The organism is Paraburkholderia diazotrophica, assembly GCF_900108945.1.
Taxonomy (GTDB): domain Bacteria; phylum Pseudomonadota; class Gammaproteobacteria; order Burkholderiales; family Burkholderiaceae; genus Paraburkholderia; species Paraburkholderia diazotrophica.
The window spans coordinates 1-17,112 of record NZ_FNYE01000047.1 but is presented as its reverse complement, the minus strand read 5'-3'; the positions used below and the strand labels follow the sequence as shown (position 1 = coordinate 17,112).

Here is a 17,112-nt window from a genome sequence, read left to right as displayed (position 1 = left end):
AGCCAAGCGGAGGCAGCAGAGAGACTAACGAGCTTGGGCCCCAAACCCGTTCGCCGGGCACAGATTCAACAAGCGCTAGCTGTTTCGGCATTTCCTCACGAGATTTTGGCGCTGTTTTCCGACGTTGGCATAGTGCACGAGACAGCCCGTCTACTCGTTCGCGCGAGGAACAAGAACGGTATTGCTTATCTAGCGAGTCGTGCTGCCCTGATTGATCCGGCTGGGAAGTCGCGTACTGAAATTTTGGCGCATCTATGCGGCACCCATCGCGCTTCTGGCTTTCGTGGAACATACAAGAGGGATAGCCCCTTGGCGCTGTACAGGCGCTATCTCGAAGGCGTTCAGCTGAAAACATGGGCATCGATGCGCGAAGCTGCCGAGGTGATGGGCATCGCGCATTCGCGAATCGCGTCGGCATCGGCCGTGGCCAATCTACCCAATGAGCTAACGAGTGTTCTCCCGGCGGATTGCCTGACCTTCGAAATGGGGCGCGCCATTGCAGACTTGGTAGCCGTGCGAGGGGTCGAGGCAATCCGCAAAGAGGCGGTAGCTGCCCGGAAGCTGGTACCACAGCCGAGCCCGCAACGTATGCTGGCGCGTCTTATGGGAATCGACGCCTCACAATTCCTTGCCAAGGTGCGGCGTGCGCCCGAGAGGCGCGGCCGACCGGGCCGTATATTCGTGGAGATACATCTCGACGCGCTGGATCCAGACAGTGAATCGCGCCTTGAAACGCTCGTGGGCTGTCTGAACGTGGAGTTCGTAGGCCGCGTGGCGAACGCGAATAGCGTGGCAGGATTCAGTAGCGGCATCGTTAAGCCGCGCGTAGATCCGCGCCGGCCGTATCTCGCTACGCAGCAGCAACGGCTTAACAGGCCAGTTCCTCTTTCCCGCCTTTCAACACCTCCGCACCTGTCCGGCTCTGTAGGATCGAACCGTGGCACTGCCATGCCTCCTGTTGGCGTTCACGACGATCGATCTGCGCTGGAGCATTGGCTGTCTGATTACCAGAACCCAACGACTAGGAACAGATATCAAAACGAAGTCGAACGTTTGTTGTTGTGGGCCATTATCGCGAAGGGAAAGCCGCTGTCGAGCATTGATGTCACCGACGCCGACGAATACATCAACCAGTTTGCCGTCGATCCTCAACCGCGATCTGTCTGGATAATGAAGGGGCGGCGCTCGCGCAATGAACCGACTTGGCGTCCCTTCCGTGGACCGCTCTCGTACGAGAGTCGGCGGAAAGCGCTCGAAACGGTGAGGAAGTGCTTCGACGATCTGGTTTCGTATCAATACCTTGCTGCGAACCCGTTCGAAACCGTTAGGATCGGTGCATCGTGCAGAACTACCTGAGCGCCTCGAGCTATGCCGTGGCCGCAGAATTGATCTGCATCGTTGCAGCAACTGTAGACGGTCGCCATCAAATCCATGAGACGGCAGCCGAGCCGCTGCCGGCTGCGTGACGCCAAGGCTGTCGCGAGTACTTTGAAGCACTGTGGGCGAGGTAACGGTCGGAAAATGCTCCCAGAATTGCCTACCTTTCTTCGGGAGCGCGGTTCAACAGTCATTCGTGGGTTCGTGCGCCGTTCGTGGGCCGATCAGTTTCTAAGATATACAACACCGTTCCACATCGTTCCGGCGGATCTCAATCTTGCTCGATTAGACACGATGCTCGAGGGAGGACTCGATTGAAGGTCGCAAAGCCGACCTTATTCTTGCGACACTACTGAAAGAAGGCCCCGCGAAAAGAGATCGACAGTTTGACGTTTCTGACTATGACATCATCCTGTTTGTGCCCTTCCTCCGAGCCCCTGAAGATCTTGACGGTTGCTGCGGAGCTTCCCGGCAACGTGAGGCGCGCGTCGACTGAGGTTGACCCGCAAAAACGGACATGTACTTCCATCATTTCGCGTAGCCACAAAAGTAGTGAAGGCGCAGGAATGGCTACAGCTTTGTCGCGTGCGTTCCTTTTTAAATTCATACACTTAGAACGAGCCGCAATTTGCACAAGCCATTACACGTAAAAAGACGGCGCGCTCAGTCTCGCAAGTTCGTAGGGCTGGGTCAGATTGTGCATGTTCGCACGCCCTTATCGGACCCGTTAGGGTCTACGAGGTGTGCGGCCGAGTGCTCGCGCGAAGCTTAAACCTTGGCGGCGGCTTTCGCTTTCGTGCGCAGGAACACGAAGGAGTAGAGCGCAAAGGAAAGGTCCTTATGCGCCAGCACTTCCGACTCTTGGATCGTCGCTGGGTTGAGCTTTACCCGCTTGATGGCCAGCTTGCCAGCCGCGGAGGCGATAAAGGCACGCATGAAGTCCTTTTGCGTCCTACCGTCCGCCTTGTGATACGCCTCACGCCCAAGGTCGGCATTCTCGACGGTCTTAGTTTTACTGCGCTCCTCTGCCGCTGCAGCGCTTGCGGCGACGGCTGCTGTGGCCAGTTCCTTAGCGCTGGACTCCGCCCTCCCCCGTTCCTGCTGCCGTTGCTGGACGGTTAGCATTTTTCGGTCAGCGTCGGATAGCTTGTAGCCATCAGTGATAGCTTTTAGCAGGTAGGCGCCCGGACTCTTCTTGATTTGGCCGGAGTCGACCTTGGCGCGCGTGTATTCGATTGCCTGGAGAATACGCTCATCCGACCAAACAGCGCGGTTTTGCGAGATGGTATTGAACTGCTTTTCAGTGAAGCCGAATTCGTTCTTCAGCGTCGTATATATCTCTTGCGCGCCAAGTAGGCTCGCTCGAATGGCCCCAGCAGTTTCCTTGCGCGTCAGCCGGAAACGAATTCGGTCGATCTTCTTCGACTTCGGGCTCACGGTGCGAGTCTCGTAGCTCAACTCGATGTCGGAGACTGCGTTAATCTGCTTAACCGCCTTGTCGAGGTTGTCGCGTTTGAAATACTTGAACTCGGTCGCGGGAGACGCAGCTTTTCCGGGCCAGCCACGTACTACGTCGACTTCGAACCATTCGGTTATCCCTTCTGCTACGTAACCGATGACGTGGTCGTAGATAGCTCTAGCATAGGTAAGCGTGAAAGCGGAGGTGATCCGCAGGCTCAGCCAGTGGGACTTCACCGGATCCTTGATGTGCGGAATGAGCGGCTCCGGAACAGCAAACGTGATTCGCCCTTTGTCGATACCGACGATACCAATGAGCTGCACTGACACCCACTTTTCATCCTCTCCGGACGTGCTGCCCGTGGGCGAGGACGAAACTTGAATCAGAGCCTTTTGCGCCTCAGAGACCACCGCGCGCAGGTGCTTATAGTTGTAACTGTCGTAACGCATGAGCCATCGGAAGTAGCTCAGCTCAACATCGTAAACCTTCGGGGTGGTTGGCTCCTGCGCCACGATAAAATGCGCCGCGTCTAAAAATCGCCTGGCTGTGATGCCCACATCGGTGATGTCGATGAAAACGTTGTTACGTTGATAGCCAATTTCCTTCGTCGATTCGTTGATCGGCGTGTCTGTCGCGAGCATCTCCTCGAACAGCTCTAACGACAGCTGGCGCGAGGTTGCGCGTGTCGTGATGTTGTTGTTTGCCATCGAAGAACGCGTCCTTGGTTACCGGTCGCGCAGAATCTAACACGTGTAGGTGAGATGTCAAAACAAAAAGGCTCACCATGAAATCAGCGTGTCGGTACCGTGCTTACTCACTGGCCGCCGAGGCTAGCGTGAACTGCCTGGACGCTGATGGGTTGTTGGTTTTTTAAGTCTAAGAAAAATCAAAACCAACAAGCCAACTACAGAAAATCGACAAGTTTCGAAAAAACAACGGGTTAGCATCATGTAGGTGAGAACTTTTGTGCTTTAGGTGAGAGCTTTTGTTGGGCGAAGGTGAGCGGAAATTCTTGTGAAGGTGAGAAGTTTACCGGCGCAAGGTGAGCGATATTGTAAGCAAGCAGAGATGGTGAGTAATTTTGTTGAGTCTCCTTTCCACCTGTGGAGACCCTTGCAAGCCAAGGGTCTCGGGGAAAATCACCGTTTGTGGGTGAGTAGTTTTGTTGAACGATGGTGAGTGATTTTGTGCTTTGCCGTAGTTGGGGCGCTCAATTTTTTGGGCTTGATCCGCGCCAGCTCGCCCGAACGCTGTTCTTCTTCGATGGCTCCTGTGGATAAAGCGTTGGGCGGTGCCCTGATGGTGAGTAATTTTGTAGAGGCGTGGCCTCCGCGGCCTTCGACGGCAGTGGCTCGTTTCGGTTTGAGAGAAGGCTGGATGAAGTGCGCCCGAAGCAGAAGTGCCTTCACGCTGCGAAGCGGCGATGCTGGGTGAGTAGAATTGTTGAAATAGCCAAGGGGACGCGTCGCTGGCCAACTCTCCCATCTGCCCCACGCCACCGCGTCGACCTATTTCCACAATTCTTCTCACCATGAAGCACACCCGATGGCTTTGCTTCGACAGGGGCGGCTAACGGCCAATTCGGTACGGCCTTGTGGTTTTTTCGTTGCGTATCAGCCGTTTAGGCTACAAATTTCAGAAGCCAGCTAAGGGAAAAGGGTATTTGTCAAAGTTTTCGAGTATTCTACGCTTTGTCGCGATTTCTGGTGAAACTGTAAAAATGACGAATAAAGCCGAATTCCCTGCAATAACACGTAAGGTCCCTCTCGCGAAAATCGCTAGATTTGCGAAAAAGCTGGACGGACTGACAGCCGAGCTGCGCGAGCAAATCCTTACGCCAAGGCCGCGAAAGGCGCCGCCGAACTTTACGACTGCCGAAGTAGCAGACTTGTGCGGGCTGGACCGGACCAGAGTCCACTATCAGGCAACGCGTGAAGGCAGCACCTTGCCGCGGGGCGTTGCGCACGGCACGGGCCGTAGCCGCCTCTTCAGCCTGGCGGAGGCACGCACCTACGTACAACAATTGTCGGAAATTTATCAATCGCCGCTCGTGACTGGTCGCGAGGCCGACGGTAAGATCGTTCTAGTTGCAAACTTCAAGGGTGGGTCGACGAAGACTACGACCACCATGTGCATTTCTCAGGGTTTGTCATTGCGCGGGCGGAAGGTACTCGTGGTTGACTTGGACCCGCAGGCCTCACTGTCCGAACTCTGCGGACTTTACGCTGAGAAGGAGGTCGACGAGGATTCGACAGTTCTCCCTTTTATCTACAACGAAGAGATGGAAGGAGGTCTGGAATATGCCATCAAGGAAACTTATTGGGATGGCTTGGATGTGATCCCTGCGCATCCATCGCTGTTCAGTGCAGAGTTCTTCATCCCCTCGATGCTTAAGACTCGCCCGAGCTATCAGTTTTGGGCAATCCTGCGGAAAGGCCTGGAGCCGCTGCGCAAGAAATACGACTACATCATCCTTGACACTGCGCCGTCCCTCTCCTATCTCACTTTAAACGCATTGATGGCAGCTGATTCAATGGTCATGCCCTTGGTGCCAGAGAGCCTTGACTTCATCAGCTCGGTGTCGTTCTGGGGCCTTTTTTCGGATATTGCGGCGAACTTCATGGAGAAGGAGTCAGACAAGGTCTACGACTTTATCTCCGTCATTCTGTCCAAGGTAGATACAAGCCCGACTTCATCTGCGCCCATTGTTCGTTCGTGGACGCAGCGCGCCTACGAAGACTGGCTGACTACGACCGAGATTCCCGCAAGTTCGGTCATGAGCAATGGGGCGCTAGCGTTATCGACAGTGTTTGATCTCAGCAAATCCGACGGAGTTTCCAAGACGGTGCAGCGTGTACGGCAACCGCTGGTCGATTACTGCAGGTGGATTGACAACATGTACGTCGATGAATGGAGTCTCGCGCAATGAGCAGCATTCGTGATCGCATGGCTCAACAAACTGCCAACCTCCGGAAGACGTCCTCAATCGCTGATGAGGAGATGGAAACGACCAAACAGGTTGTTGAGAAGCCGAAGACGGGACCTGGGATGGCGGGGGCGTTGGCGGCCGCACAACTCAAAATTCAAGAGTTGGAAGCGCGTGGCGGCCAGGCCACGATTCCGGTTGCGGAGGTGGTGCCCAACCCATGGCAACCTCGGCGGGTTTTTGTGGAGGCCGAGCTTTCAGATCTTGCCGAATCGATTCGTGAAAAGGGATTGGTTCAGCCGGTGGCGGTGAGGCGCGTCGAGTCTGGCTACCAGCTCATCGCTGGCGAGCGGCGATTGCGTGCGCACAAGATCTTGGGCCTGGAGCAGATCAAGGCGGTAATAGTTGAATGCTCCGATGAGGACATGGTCGTTCTCGCGTTGGTAGAGAACATCGGGCGTGCCAACCTGACCGACTATGAAGTTGCGATTTCGCTTCGTCGGGCGGAAGCAGAATTCCCGAATCGAAAACGGCTCGCCGAGTCCCTCGGTATGTCGCGCTCCGGGCTGTATCAATTTTTGGCGTTCGACAAGCTACCCGATTTCATCAAAGAGCATTTGGATTTGCAACCGGCGTTGCTCGGGTGCAACGCGGCGGAGGAAATTGTCTCGGCTATTAAGAAGCATGGCGCCGCAGGCTTGGCTGCTGCGAAGGATCTGTGGCCGGAAGTCGTTAAAGGAGAAATTCTGCAGGGCCGTTATGCTGCTGCAATCGTCGCACAGGTCACACGACAAGGCTCACGAGCAGAGGCGCGTGAGCGGAGTATTGCGAAGTTCTTTTCGGGCAAGGAGCAGGCTGGAAGCATTACGAAAGACGTCAACTCCTTCACGGTTAAGATCAAGACGGGGTCTCTTAGCGAAGCTCAAGAGACTCGTATCCGGCAACTGATCAGCGAGCTCTACCGGGAAGAACCAAGCGCGCAGCAGTGATGCAGCCATCAAGGGGAAGCCCGCAACCGCGGGCTTTTTTCATGGCTACGTCAAAGACGGTGGTGCCGGCGAGGCCGTCAGCTATGAGCTCGGTGTCAATATTACGGACACTTGGTCTGCGCGACGGAGCGACGCGGATGTAGCGCCGCAGTGTCAGTATTACTGACACTGCGGCGACGGGTGCCGCAGTGAGCTCGTGAAAGGGAGGAGTGTCGGTAATACCGACACTCGCACCGAAGCAAGTGATCGGCGCATCGCGCTAGTCGCCTCGCGCTTGCTGGAGGATTCTTTGGCCCATGGTGGGCCCCAAATACTAGCTTGAGACAAAGTTGTGCCAAGTTCGGGCCAAGAAAACGCGTGGGAAATTCGCTTGGCCCCTACACGGGCCAAACACGGGCCAAAGCGCGGCGTGATGCGGCACCGCGTCACGAGAAGAAGCACGCTCTCTACGTCCGTACGAACCACGGCTTCAATTCTCCGCAACGGACGAGATCTCAGTGCGCCCTAGAACCGCCATCGGCGCGACTGCAAGGCTCAGTGAACTTGACTGGTCGGCCAATGGTATCTAAGGAATCGTCGGCTTTGGACGCCCGGAAACAAGCTACGTTTAGTGGCCCTTTTGGGCGGTTGCTTCGACTGACCTTGCCAGATACTTCTTCGCGCACTAGCGCACATCAATATGCACAAGGAACTTACTCATGCGGCAGACCCACTTCGGTTGGCTGCGCTCTACCGCGCCGGCAACGGTATTCACTGGTCCTCATACAGACAAGCGGCAGCGGTGCTCACCGAGAAACTGAAGATCAAAGTGGGATTCGCCGGGATTCGTGAAGCCGTAGCGGTATCCGAACTTCCTACAGAGATCCTCGCAATATTCAGCGAAGTGGGAGTCGTCAACAAAACCGCGCGGGAACTGTTGAAAGCCGCAAAGGCGCACGGTGTCTCTTCCCTGGTTGATCGCGCGAGAACATTGGATCCTCGGGGGAAGTCGCGCGCTCAGTTATCCGCGCATGTCTGCGGGAAACATGTTCTTGTCGGTTCGAAGCAGCAGTATTCCAACCCACTATTGCTGGCCGATACATAGGGGAGGGGGCTCGCGGAGGGCCGCTGCCTCTCTATGACAGGGGCCGCTGCACATCTCGGGGTCACAGGCAAACGCCTGAGGAGCCTAGGGATTGCGCGTCCTGCCTCTCGAGTCGCTCTCCCATTTCGGTTCCGATCGCGGGAAAGAGGTCCAGCAGTTCGCTTGGGAGAGAAGCGATCGCGTTTGCCCTTGCTATCGCGGATGAACTGGTTGGCCACCTGGTTGGATTGGCCCGCAACACGGCTTCTGTCAAACTGGGGGCAACCTGTTTTGACCTACAACCTCGGACCCGTCGGCGAAGATGCCGAAACTAGGCTTGCCACGATGGCCGCGATTCTGAATGCTGGGGGCGGTATCAAATTCAGATGAAGCTATATACTGAAGTGAGCGACGCGCACGGATAGCGCCATTCGGCCATTACCGAGAGGGAGTCAGCTCGTCCGTTGCGTTTCTGAAAAAGGACTCTGCCTCCCCAATGCTGGCGGGCTAAGTTCGGCGGTTGCATAGGTTGATGTTATGTCGAGCGCATCGTCCCCAGCAAATTCACCCTCTCAAGAGTCATACCGTCCGCGACCGCGTGCGACACGAAGGAGCAGCGGCCGAGAATGTGCTGGTCGACGATGTGTGGCGCGCGGCTCGTGCACGCGTCGCGAACGTATCGCGCTGGACATGAGGTACGAAGACGACTCGCCGGTTCAAAATCGCCTGGGCCGACACCAACGCCGCGGGCCACAGCCCCTGCGTCGACGCTGCTACTTGCTGGTCGGCTTTATGGTGTCGGCGCTACAGTCGCGCGAATGCGATCGTCTCCGGCGTTCGGTCGACCGGTGCCATCGCCTGATGCAACCCCACCGTTCCATTTACCTTTGCCACGCGTTCAGAGTGCAGCAGCCAGGGAAGGGCAGAAAACAGGCACGTCACTCACGTTCAGATCGAACGGAGCGGTCCCGTCGAGCATGGCAGCGAACGCTCTCCGAAGTGCAAACCCTGGTCCGCGCGAACAGGTCCACGACGAACCCCATCACGTCCATTCGCCGATCGCCCTAGTCGCGCAGCGATTGCCTCCGGAAGTAGGCCAGGTGCGCGCTCTGCGGAAATCGCCCGTCGCTTGGCTGGACAGGCACTGCGTGCGCGCAAGCCGGGACCCAGGCGCGGCCGCCCAGAGACATCGTGAGTTGAGTTCAGTTGACATTATGTCCCGGATGTCAAATCCATCCTGCAGCCTCGACGCAAAGCAAACGGCGTCCTGCGAAGCGCAAGTAGTGGCCAGGCGACAGACGACGGGGTGCACGCCCCAGCATGTCTTATCTCAAGCAGATTATCAGGTTCGTGAAACATTCCGAATAAAAATGCTGCTCGACTAACTACTTGATATTTATAGAATAAGTTAACGTATGGCGACATTGTTTCACGAACCCTGCACCGCAGTTTGCGTCAGGCCGCGTGAACCGGCGATTCAGCGCCGCAATCGCAGGTACCGCTCGCGGATTTGTAGCAGATACTACGTTTTCTGTATGTCGGTCGTATGGCCGGGTGGGCCAACGCGAAGCATGTTTCGGGGGAGGCGGCTGCGGGCATCAAGCGGCGCAGAACAGCCGACGGCCGGCAATAACCGGCTTTTCTCTACTCACGCCTAAGCGGAATCCGGCACCCCTGACATCAGACAGATGCAGCATGTCATCGCGCCGCATTCGTGGACCGCTTTGTCACATGCGCGCACTGTGTCGATAGCGACCACGAGCGGTTTGGGCTCGGGCAGTCGTCCGACTCGACGTACCCGCCTAGCTTCACGCGCGCGCTAAGCGCAACGGTAGGGCGGAGCGCGGCGGCAGACCCGCTGCGTTCCATTGATCTGAACAAGGTGACGCGAAGCGGGCTGAACATGTACACGCTGATCCGCATGTCCCCGTTCAACCATCGACACCGAAATCCGCCGCAGCCCTCGGCCCCGCATTCGACCCGCACGATATCGCTGCCGGCACAAAGGACCTCGCTGAGATCTCGTAACGCGTGACGTCCCGCGAGATTGGCGCATCCGGGAGCGCGCTCTTCAACTCGCGGATCCATCGGATCAAGCGCGTCAGCTCTGTACCCGGCTTATCCACTTCCAGCGTGTTGGCGACCAGGACTCGCAGGAAAACGCCGACTGCATCGTCTGGCGGAGGGCATGGAACAACAAACAGGACGACGGGCAACACGCCCAGGACAGACCACAGTCCTCGGCCCGTTCTCTGCCTCTTCGTGGTGCCGCCTGCGGAAAAGCATTCTTTCTGCAGGACTTCCGCTTAGTGGAGGTTCCGATGTCCTCGCAGCTGTTTCAGATCCGGTGGACGTGACGCGGGGGAATCCGTAACCCACGACTGTGCGCAGGCGCGCACGTCTGCCCGAGCCGGGTCGAGTGGGGGCAGACCGTGACTTTCGACATCGCATCCGTTCAATCAGGAATGCGGAGTACGGGTGACAGCCTGTCGGTACTCTACTCCGACGCGCAATGCCAGACGGGCGTTCCAGGCTGCGGCCCTGAGGCAGTTGATTTCAGCCGTCATCACGCGCCGGACGCCAGCGTCCAGACACCAACGTCCATCCCGCACCCACGGACCGGCCTATCCGCCAGCGCGCATGCCACCGGCGGTCGGGCTGCTGCGCCTCTGGCTCAGCCTTGCAGCGTGAAGATTTTCCAGGTCTTTTTCTGCGTCGCGGCGTCGGCCGTTTCGTGCACGGGACAGTCCAGACGGAGATCAGTGTCCGCCATCGACAGATCAAGCAGCATGCAGCGATGCGGCGTCTTCTTCGGGTTTCTGCTCGCATCGAGGTGCGTACAGGTCACGCACATCCGGTGCGGCGGAATGTGGCCTTGCACTTCCAGCTGGCGCACGGTCTTCAGCAGCGTGCGATAGAACGTCGATTGTTCTTCGTCGCGCAGCGTGCCGACCGCCTTCGCGAGAAAGTCTGGCCATTGCGTAGCGCGCCTGGCCGCAGTGCGTCCCTTGGCCGTCAGGCGCAAGGCGAGCGCGCGGCCGTCGTCGAGGGCGCGGCGCTTTTCCACCAGGCCCTTGCTTTCCAGCGTGCTCACGGCATCGCTCGTGGTCGCGGCCGTCAGCGCCGTTTCACGCGCGATTTCGCCGAGACGCATCGGCCCCTTGCGCTGCATCAGCAGCACGAGGATCTCGCCTTGAGTCGGCGTCAAACCTGCGCCTTCCGCCCACTCCCATGCCTGGCTTCGCATAGCCGTGCTGAGTCGCAGCAGGCTGTGGGTCACCCGCCCGGTTGCCTGCTCTCCATATACACTTTCGCTCATGATTTTCCGTTCGTGGTCGACAGCATGCCGTGGTGTCCGTCCACATCCGATATCCGATGACGCCGCGCTGGCGGTCTATGGAGTCGGTGAAGTCCGTACATTCGCTACGCCGGCTCACTTATCTCAAAAATGATCGTGAATCGGCCCAGCTACGCCAGGAACATCTCAACTCTCGTTTCGCAATCTGTGAGAACCGCGAGCTATGACTGACATCGCATGCGCGCCGCGCCTTGCGAGCAGATACGCGAACGCCAGCGTCGGCGAGTATGACCCAAAAACCACAATTGCTAAATACTACTACGTTTATCGACACAAGCGGGGAGGCGCTTCGATACGGTATTCGACGCTCGTCTCATCAACGACGCGCAGCTTCTCGACCGTGGTCTGCTGTGCCTTGATCACGCGCTGGAGCTTTGACGGCAGGATCACGAGGTTGCGGGAGTCCGATTCGAGGCAATCCAGACGCATCCAGTCGAGCGGCGTCTCCCTGCACGGCTCGACGCTGGCGCAGCCGCCCAGCACCGTCTCGCGGTACGCCAGTTCGCCCTTCTCGAACATCCGGATCGTCTGCTTGCGCGAATAGACCGACACAGGAGACGCCTGCACGGCGCGGCTCTGCGTCCACGCTGCGTGCCCGCCGAACAGCCGCTCGTCAGCGAACTGCACTTGCTCGGCGTATGCAAGGTACTCGGAGAGGCCCTGCGCCTCAACCTATTCCTTCGCAAAGTGAGTATTGCCGGTGTCGATGAAGCCCTTCGCGAAGGCGGATCCGCAAGCGTAGTACAACGACATTTCTTGCGTGATGTGCTGCAGCTGACGCTTGAGCGTCGGTAGCGTTACGAGACCGCTTCTATGGGCATAGAGGGCCAGGGTCCTGCGAAGCTGATGGCGAGTGGATGGCCACTGCTGCCCGAGTGCGTACTTTGGCTCGCCTTCCCACGCGGGGTGCATGTCGACACGCTTCAGTTCAGCGATGTCCTCGGCCGTGATCGTCGGGAAGACGCGCTCACGAAAGGCTTCGATATCGTTATGTACGGTACTCGCTGCCCGGTTTGCCGCGTACCCATAAGGCAGACCCATCCGGCAGAACAGCAGGTGCGAACCGTCCGTCGATTCGGCGTAGCCTTGCGCGCCGTGTGCACCGTGCGTCTCGCCAGAAAGCCGCTGCGCGAGCCTGACGGCGCGGGCAGCGAACGGGCTGGTCACCCAGCGTGCGCGCCTGGGACGACCGCCCGACAGCTTGGTCGTGACGCCCTCGATGGTGTAGTGCGTCACGCCATCCAGAGGGGTCTCGCTCAGGCAGTCGTACGGCAGGTCCTCCGCTTCCTTCGCGCGCATGCCGGTGAACGACAGGATGACAAGCTGGCATAGCGCGTTGATCGACGCCACAAGCGATGACACGACGTAAGGGGAGTCCTTGCACCCGAAGTGCGCGGCAACCGTTGCGAGCGCCGCAGAGACGCCTGGACTCTCGCCGGCGTACACGCGTGCGAGGTGGTCCGACAGAGCGTCGGCGACGCCCTCAGCGACGCCGAGGTCATGCTCGCAGGTCGACAGGAAGTGCTGGTAGATCCGTGTCGGCATGACAGGGTACTGTGAGTATCCAGCGCGTTGCCCGAAGCGTTCGAGCAGAGGCTCGTGCAGTTGGGCCAGCGGTACGCGCAGCCCTGTGGTCTCGACGCCCAGACGGTGAAGCTTCACCAGAATCGAATGAAGGCGCTGGGCCTTCGACTCCATCCCGGCTTGCGCCACATAGTCCAGAACAACGGCGACGCTGGACAGCCCCTCGTAGAGCGTAAGCTGACGTTCGGCGGCAAAGAACGTGAATTCCTTCAAGTAAACTGAACCTGCTTGAAGCGTACTGGACGCCGGTATCGTATCCGCCGCTTCGTGCATCAGAAGGTATATGACCTTCTTCCACTGACGAGTAGATGCATCCGAAAGGGCGCGGCTCGCGCCGTCAGGCAGGTGACCCCTAAAAAACATATAGTTGCGGCGCGGTCCAATCGTATATGCACGGATGTCCAAGACGTCGTCACCAAACAGCGAAACAGCGTTCCCAGCCTTGTCGCGGGTAACGACCGTATCGTCCTCGACCCGATACCAGTCGGGGCGCTCAGCGATCAGCGTGTTGTTCATGCGACTCCCAGTTCGTAAAGCTGGTCGAGCTTGGCCGACCAGAAAGCGTCCAGATTCCCTTCGATATCAACGTTGTGCTCGATCTGATCGACTAGTGCGGCGTCGCGCTTGCGCAGTTCGTCGAGCAGGAAGTCAACGCGGCGCAGCACCGCGCCGAACGCTCTGTCGTATTGCGCGATCGACCCAGCACGTCCGCTCACGAGCCTGACGCAGTGACGGCAACTCAGCAGCTTGCGGATGTCGGCACGCGTCTGCGTGCACGCGGTACTGTTCGCAGAAGAGACACCCTGCGGTCGAGCGGCAGTCAGGCTGTACGGTGACCGAAGCCGCGATCGGGGCCGGCTTGTGAAACTCGATGCAGACGCCCACCGCGCTCCTGATGCTGCCCGTCGGGTCGCTGCCGGGCTTCAGTACGGTCTTCTCGACCGAAGCGAGGAACGCGCCCATCTCAGCCTTGTGTGCGGCGTCCGTGCCGTTCGAGTACGAGCGCAGCGCCGTGGCCAGCGAGTGCCCCATCAGCCTGGCTGCGACGACAGGGTCGTGGTTGCTCACTGCCCAATCCTGCTTCGCCGCACGCCACTGACGTGCGGTAATGCGCGACAGCATGATGCCGAGCGTGTCGAGTCGCTTGTAAAGGTGAACCAGAAATTGGCCTGGAAGACCTGTTAGCCGTCGTTGCCGTGCAGAATGCCCGACGATGAACAACGCGTCGCAGTCTGCGTCCTGCACCACATACTTCTCGCGCAACGCCAGATACGTCTTGAGCTTCGGCATGAAGCCCAGCGAAACGGTGAACGTGACTTCCTTCCCGCCTGCACGGTACTTGATCTCGCGAAACGTCTGACGTACAACTGACGTATCCTGCAGGCTCGCGGCAAGCCCCGGGCTCCACTTCATGCCCAGCAGTTGCGCAAGGCTGACGCCTGTTTCGGCCAGAAACAGCGCGGCGAAGCAAAAGTTGCCATCGAAGCGTGCGAGCGACGGATCGCTGACTGCGCGTCCTCATTCGCAGCTCTAAGATGTTTAGCCGCAAACGAGGAGATCATCCACGCACGCGCACGAGGATCTTTAGCGCCTGCCCCAGCCATGTGCGTCGCGATTTCTTCCCGCGTGCGCAGCTCTCCGGTCTCCAGATTCCAGCCAAGCAGGTGGCCGTGCAAGTTGTCGTCTTCACGACGGTGGTGTCTGTGCGGAACCAGGCAAAGACCCTCGCCCCGCGCCGTCGTCACGCGCACCGGGTACGGCTTGAAGTCGAGCACCAGCGTGCTGATGCAGATGAAGAGCGCGTCAGCCCACGCGAGCAGGGCGGCTTGTGCCTCGGCGTCAGGCACAGCAGTCGGCACAGAGGTATCCAGTTGGCGGCGCAGCACCCTCGCGTCGGTGCAGAAGTCGTCGTTTCCGAAGAACTCACGGAGCATCGACAACAGATTACGCTGATCGTGGCCGACGGAATTGCGGTTCAGATTGCCCAGCGAAACCTGTTCGCGTTTCTCGCGGAAGTAGCGATGAACTGCCTCCGCCGTAGCCTTCTCGTCACAGAGCACCTGATGCAAGCCCTGTCTGTCGGCCCAGTTGACGAAATCGAGCACGACGCGCAGAGCTATCGAGATCGTCGCCGGACGCATCGCGCCAAGTGTCATACGCCCGGAAAGCTGCGCCACCAGCAGGCGTACGACCCAGGCGCGTTCGCTGCTGAAGCTCAGGATATCGAAAGTTCGTCGCGGCGGTGCGAGCTTGACGTGTCGCGCCTCAGGTAGCAGATCTGCCCAATATCGGAACGGCTGTTAATGCCTTCCAACCTGAGCAGCGCGCGCTCGGGGTGCAGCAGCGTCGCGCCCTCCGTGAGCGGCATGCGCACTTCCTCGTACTGGCGGCTCATGCTGTCACCGCAATATCGAGCGTGCGCGTGACCAGCGTCGACAGGTGTGCGCCCCAGCCGTCCTGCACAGCGTCGAACAGCTTGCGGTTCTGGCGATAGCTGACGTAAATCTCGGTTGTTGACATCGGCGAGTGCCACATCAGCTGCCGCAACTGATCGAGCGCCCGCGTGTAGCTCGTCCTGCTCGCTGTCATCGCGTCGACCGTATTGAGCCCAAAGGTCGCTCGCAGGTCGTGGTAGCCGAACTCATACCTGGGGTTGGCGAGATGCAGGCGCATCATGGGCAACAGTTCGTCCCTGATGAACTGGCGCACGGCCTGCCCGGTCTTGACGTGGCGGCGTACCTGCGGGCCAGCGCTGATCAGATCGCGCGACGCGCGATCCTCGTAGAGCGGCGCACCGCGATGGCTCAGAAAGAGCAAAGAGCGGCTGGTCGAAGTGATCGCCGCCGTCTGTCGTCTGGCGACGCTTGCGCGCCCGATCGCTGTGCACGTAGATGTACAGCCGCTCATAGAAACCGCGCGGCAGGTGCAACACGCCCTTGACGCCGCCCTTCGTGTCGATGCCCGTACCTGGTCCGCAGGCGAGACGGATGTCGTCGCCGTGAAAATCGCCCGGCTTGCGCATCACGTGTTTCGCGCGCACGGTCAGTACCGTCTGGATACGAGTGCCCGTCAACAGCGCGAACAGATGAACGAGCGTCATCTCGGTGTTGCCGAGAGCGGCTAACGATTCAAGCAGCACCAACTGCTCGGAGGTGGGGAGCGGGCGCAGGCGACCGCCATCCTGGATGTGATCGTCCCACGGGTCATCTGCGCGCCGGCCACTGATCGAAAGGTCAGTGATCTTGACCTCGATCACGCTGCTGAATCCCTTTAGGTCCTTGAACTCGATGAAACGGCCAGATTCGACCCACGGCGTGTTCGCAGGCTTGACGCCTGCTTCGGCCATGAGCCAGCGATAGAAACGCACCACCGCTCCCATACGACGCCTGGCGACGCCGGCAGACAGTTCACCTGCCTGCACAGCCAGCCTGATCGAAGCGCTGTAGCGGTAGGTCGGACGTTGCCGCCTGTTCGCGGGGAACGTTAGCCAGTCGACGCCCTCGTCATCCAGATAACGACGGAATGCGACCAGGTCGTCAGCGATGCTGGCGAACGTTTGAGCGACGACTTCGCCTCCATCATGTCGATGAGCCAAAGGTTCGTCTTGCCGTCATCGTCCCGATCCTCTGCAGTGTTTGTGTTGGTGTCCGCTTTAACAAAGCCTGCGAGTATCAGGAAATCGTTCTTGGCTTGTGCATACGTCATGGGAATTTAAGTCGGCCCGTTCCGGGACACTTGCAAAGGAGTAACTCCGTCGTCAACGGAATAGGCCGACCACGCCACGGCGTAGCGACGTTGTATGCCACCGAATGAGATCGCGTGGCTGCGTAACACGGACTTCCACTGGTATCCCCGGTACGGTTTTTCCGTGATCGGGGTGCTGCGCAACAAGGTGAAATGCCGCATCCACATCGTCATGTATTCCGAAATGATCGTGCCTCGCATGCAACGCATGCGTTCGCTTGTTCATGCAAAGAACCTTATACGGCCGCCACGCGGTTGCGGCCATGGCGTTTTGCGTGGTAGAGCCGCTGGTCGGCGGACCTGAGTAGGTCATCGATCGTGTTGCCGTCCCTGCCGTACTGCGAGATGCCGATACTGACCGTGATGGAAACGTTGCGGCCGATGTCACTGGCGAACGTGGTGCTGGCAATCGCGGTCCGGATACGCTCGCCGATCGCGAGGGCAGTATCCAGCGACGTGCGGGACAGCAGCACCATGAATTCTTCACCACCAACCCGCGCGACATTGTCATAAGGCCGGATCGCGTCGAGACATGCCTGTACGAAGCCCTTGAGGACCGTGTCGCCAACCTGGTGCCCGTAAGCGTCGTTGACCCACTTGAAATTGTCGAGG

17 protein-coding genes are annotated in these 17,112 nt (G+C 58.8%); 5 read left to right on the top strand and 12 right to left on the bottom strand.

What is annotated here, in order from left to right:
* Window positions 1–309: 309 nt before the first annotated feature.
* On the top strand, window positions 310–1,356 hold the full coding sequence (locus BMW76_RS34795; RefSeq protein ID WP_143062400.1) for a hypothetical protein: 1,047 nt from the start codon (window positions 310–312) through the stop codon (window positions 1,354–1,356).
* Window positions 1,341–1,466 (top strand): hypothetical protein, encoded by a 126-nt coding sequence (locus tag BMW76_RS42545; RefSeq protein WP_281248584.1) that lies wholly within the window; start codon window positions 1,341–1,343, stop codon window positions 1,464–1,466. Before BMW76_RS34795 ends, BMW76_RS42545 begins: the two co-directional genes overlap by 16 nt.
* Before the next feature lie 679 nt (window positions 1,467–2,145).
* On the opposite strand, the gene BMW76_RS34785 is transcribed toward BMW76_RS42545, so the two are convergent.
* The gene (locus tag BMW76_RS34785) at window positions 2,146–3,543 is read right to left on the bottom strand and encodes a replication initiation protein (RefSeq protein WP_090873366.1); all 1,398 of its coding nucleotides are present in this window, start codon (window positions 3,541–3,543) and stop codon (window positions 2,146–2,148) included.
* A gap of 432 nt (window positions 3,544–3,975) precedes the next feature.
* Window positions 3,976–4,245, bottom strand: a complete 270-nt coding sequence (locus BMW76_RS40690) for a hypothetical protein (protein ID WP_143062399.1) — start codon at window positions 4,243–4,245, stop codon at window positions 3,976–3,978.
* A 311-nt stretch (window positions 4,246–4,556) separates the two neighbouring features.
* On the opposite strand from BMW76_RS40690, the gene BMW76_RS34780 reads away from it, so the two are divergent.
* The 3 genes from BMW76_RS34780 (at window position 4,557) to BMW76_RS34770 (ending at window position 7,835) form a co-directional block, all read left to right on the top strand.
* On the top strand, window positions 4,557–5,765 hold the full coding sequence (locus BMW76_RS34780; protein ID WP_090873365.1) for a ParA family protein: 1,209 nt from the start codon (window positions 4,557–4,559) through the stop codon (window positions 5,763–5,765).
* Window positions 5,762–6,751, top strand: a complete 990-nt coding sequence (locus tag BMW76_RS34775) for a ParB/RepB/Spo0J family partition protein (RefSeq protein ID WP_090873364.1) — start codon at window positions 5,762–5,764, stop codon at window positions 6,749–6,751. Before BMW76_RS34780 ends, BMW76_RS34775 begins: the two co-directional genes overlap by 4 nt.
* Before the next feature lie 679 nt (window positions 6,752–7,430).
* Window positions 7,431–7,835 (top strand): hypothetical protein, encoded by a 405-nt coding sequence (locus BMW76_RS34770; protein ID WP_090873363.1) that lies wholly within the window; start codon window positions 7,431–7,433, stop codon window positions 7,833–7,835.
* A gap of 2,653 nt (window positions 7,836–10,488) precedes the next feature.
* Here the strand turns inward: BMW76_RS34770 and BMW76_RS34765 are convergent.
* The 10 genes from BMW76_RS34765 to BMW76_RS34735 form a co-directional block, all read right to left on the bottom strand.
* Window positions 10,489–11,133, bottom strand: coding sequence for a MarR family winged helix-turn-helix transcriptional regulator (locus BMW76_RS34765; protein WP_090873362.1), 645 nt, complete (start codon window positions 11,131–11,133; stop codon window positions 10,489–10,491).
* 303 nt (window positions 11,134–11,436) lie between these two features.
* Window positions 11,437–11,799 carry a hypothetical protein gene (locus BMW76_RS42235; protein ID WP_245763514.1) on the bottom strand — a complete coding sequence of 121 codons (363 nt, stop codon included), beginning with the start codon at window positions 11,797–11,799 and terminating at the stop codon, window positions 11,437–11,439.
* A 45-nt stretch (window positions 11,800–11,844) separates the two neighbouring features.
* On the bottom strand, window positions 11,845–13,272 hold the full coding sequence (locus BMW76_RS34760; RefSeq protein ID WP_245763513.1) for an integrase: 1,428 nt from the start codon (window positions 13,270–13,272) through the stop codon (window positions 11,845–11,847).
* The gene (locus BMW76_RS42230; RefSeq protein ID WP_245763512.1) at window positions 13,269–13,421 is read right to left on the bottom strand and encodes a hypothetical protein; all 153 of its coding nucleotides are present in this window, start codon (window positions 13,419–13,421) and stop codon (window positions 13,269–13,271) included. The genes BMW76_RS34760 and BMW76_RS42230 overlap by 4 nt, the downstream gene beginning before the upstream one ends.
* Window positions 13,405–14,169, bottom strand: a complete 765-nt coding sequence (locus BMW76_RS42225; RefSeq protein ID WP_245763511.1) for a hypothetical protein — start codon at window positions 14,167–14,169, stop codon at window positions 13,405–13,407. The genes BMW76_RS42230 and BMW76_RS42225 overlap by 17 nt, the downstream gene beginning before the upstream one ends.
* Window positions 14,166–14,933: a hypothetical protein gene (locus BMW76_RS42220; RefSeq protein WP_245763510.1), complete on the bottom strand. Its 768-nt coding sequence runs from the start codon at window positions 14,931–14,933 to the stop codon at window positions 14,166–14,168. The genes BMW76_RS42225 and BMW76_RS42220 overlap by 4 nt, the downstream gene beginning before the upstream one ends.
* Before the next feature lie 38 nt (window positions 14,934–14,971).
* A complete protein-coding gene (locus BMW76_RS42215) occupies window positions 14,972–15,151 on the bottom strand; it encodes a hypothetical protein (RefSeq protein ID WP_245763509.1) in 180 nt (59 codons plus the stop codon).
* Window positions 15,148–15,432: a hypothetical protein gene (locus BMW76_RS42210; RefSeq protein WP_245763508.1), complete on the bottom strand. Its 285-nt coding sequence runs from the start codon at window positions 15,430–15,432 to the stop codon at window positions 15,148–15,150. The genes BMW76_RS42215 and BMW76_RS42210 overlap by 4 nt, the downstream gene beginning before the upstream one ends.
* Entirely contained in the window at window positions 15,398–16,351 is a 954-nt protein-coding gene (locus BMW76_RS42205) for a hypothetical protein (protein ID WP_245763507.1), read from the bottom strand. Before BMW76_RS42205 ends, BMW76_RS42210 begins: the two co-directional genes overlap by 35 nt.
* A gap of 385 nt (window positions 16,352–16,736) precedes the next feature.
* Window positions 16,737–17,112 (bottom strand): GGDEF domain-containing protein (locus BMW76_RS34735; protein ID WP_143062397.1); only part of this gene is annotated, 376 nt, incomplete at its 5' end.

What these genes read in the sequence shown, in the direction of transcription:
- BMW76_RS34775 (WP_090873364.1), top strand. Translation starts at nt 5,762, where the DNA reads ATGAGCAGCATTCGTGATCGCATGGCTCAACAAACTGCCAACCTCCGG.
- BMW76_RS34780 (WP_090873365.1), top strand. Translation starts at nt 4,557, where the DNA reads ATGACGAATAAAGCCGAATTCCCTGCAATAACACGTAAGGTCCCTCTC.
- BMW76_RS42210 (WP_245763508.1), bottom strand. Translation starts at nt 15,432, where the DNA reads ATGATGCGCCTGCATCTCGCCAACCCCAGGTATGAGTTCGGCTACCAC.
- BMW76_RS42215 (WP_245763509.1), bottom strand. Translation starts at nt 15,151, where the DNA reads ATGAGCCGCCAGTACGAGGAAGTGCGCATGCCGCTCACGGAGGGCGCG.
- BMW76_RS42225 (WP_245763511.1), bottom strand. Translation starts at nt 14,169, where the DNA reads ATGAAGTGGAGCCCGGGGCTTGCCGCGAGCCTGCAGGATACGTCAGTT.
- BMW76_RS34785 (WP_090873366.1), bottom strand. Translation starts at nt 3,543, where the DNA reads ATGGCAAACAACAACATCACGACACGCGCAACCTCGCGCCAGCTGTCG.
- BMW76_RS34760 (WP_245763513.1), bottom strand. Translation starts at nt 13,272, where the DNA reads ATGAACAACACGCTGATCGCTGAGCGCCCCGACTGGTATCGGGTCGAG.
- BMW76_RS34765 (WP_090873362.1), bottom strand. Translation starts at nt 11,133, where the DNA reads ATGAGCGAAAGTGTATATGGAGAGCAGGCAACCGGGCGGGTGACCCAC.
- BMW76_RS34770 (WP_090873363.1), top strand. Translation starts at nt 7,431, where the DNA reads ATGCACAAGGAACTTACTCATGCGGCAGACCCACTTCGGTTGGCTGCG.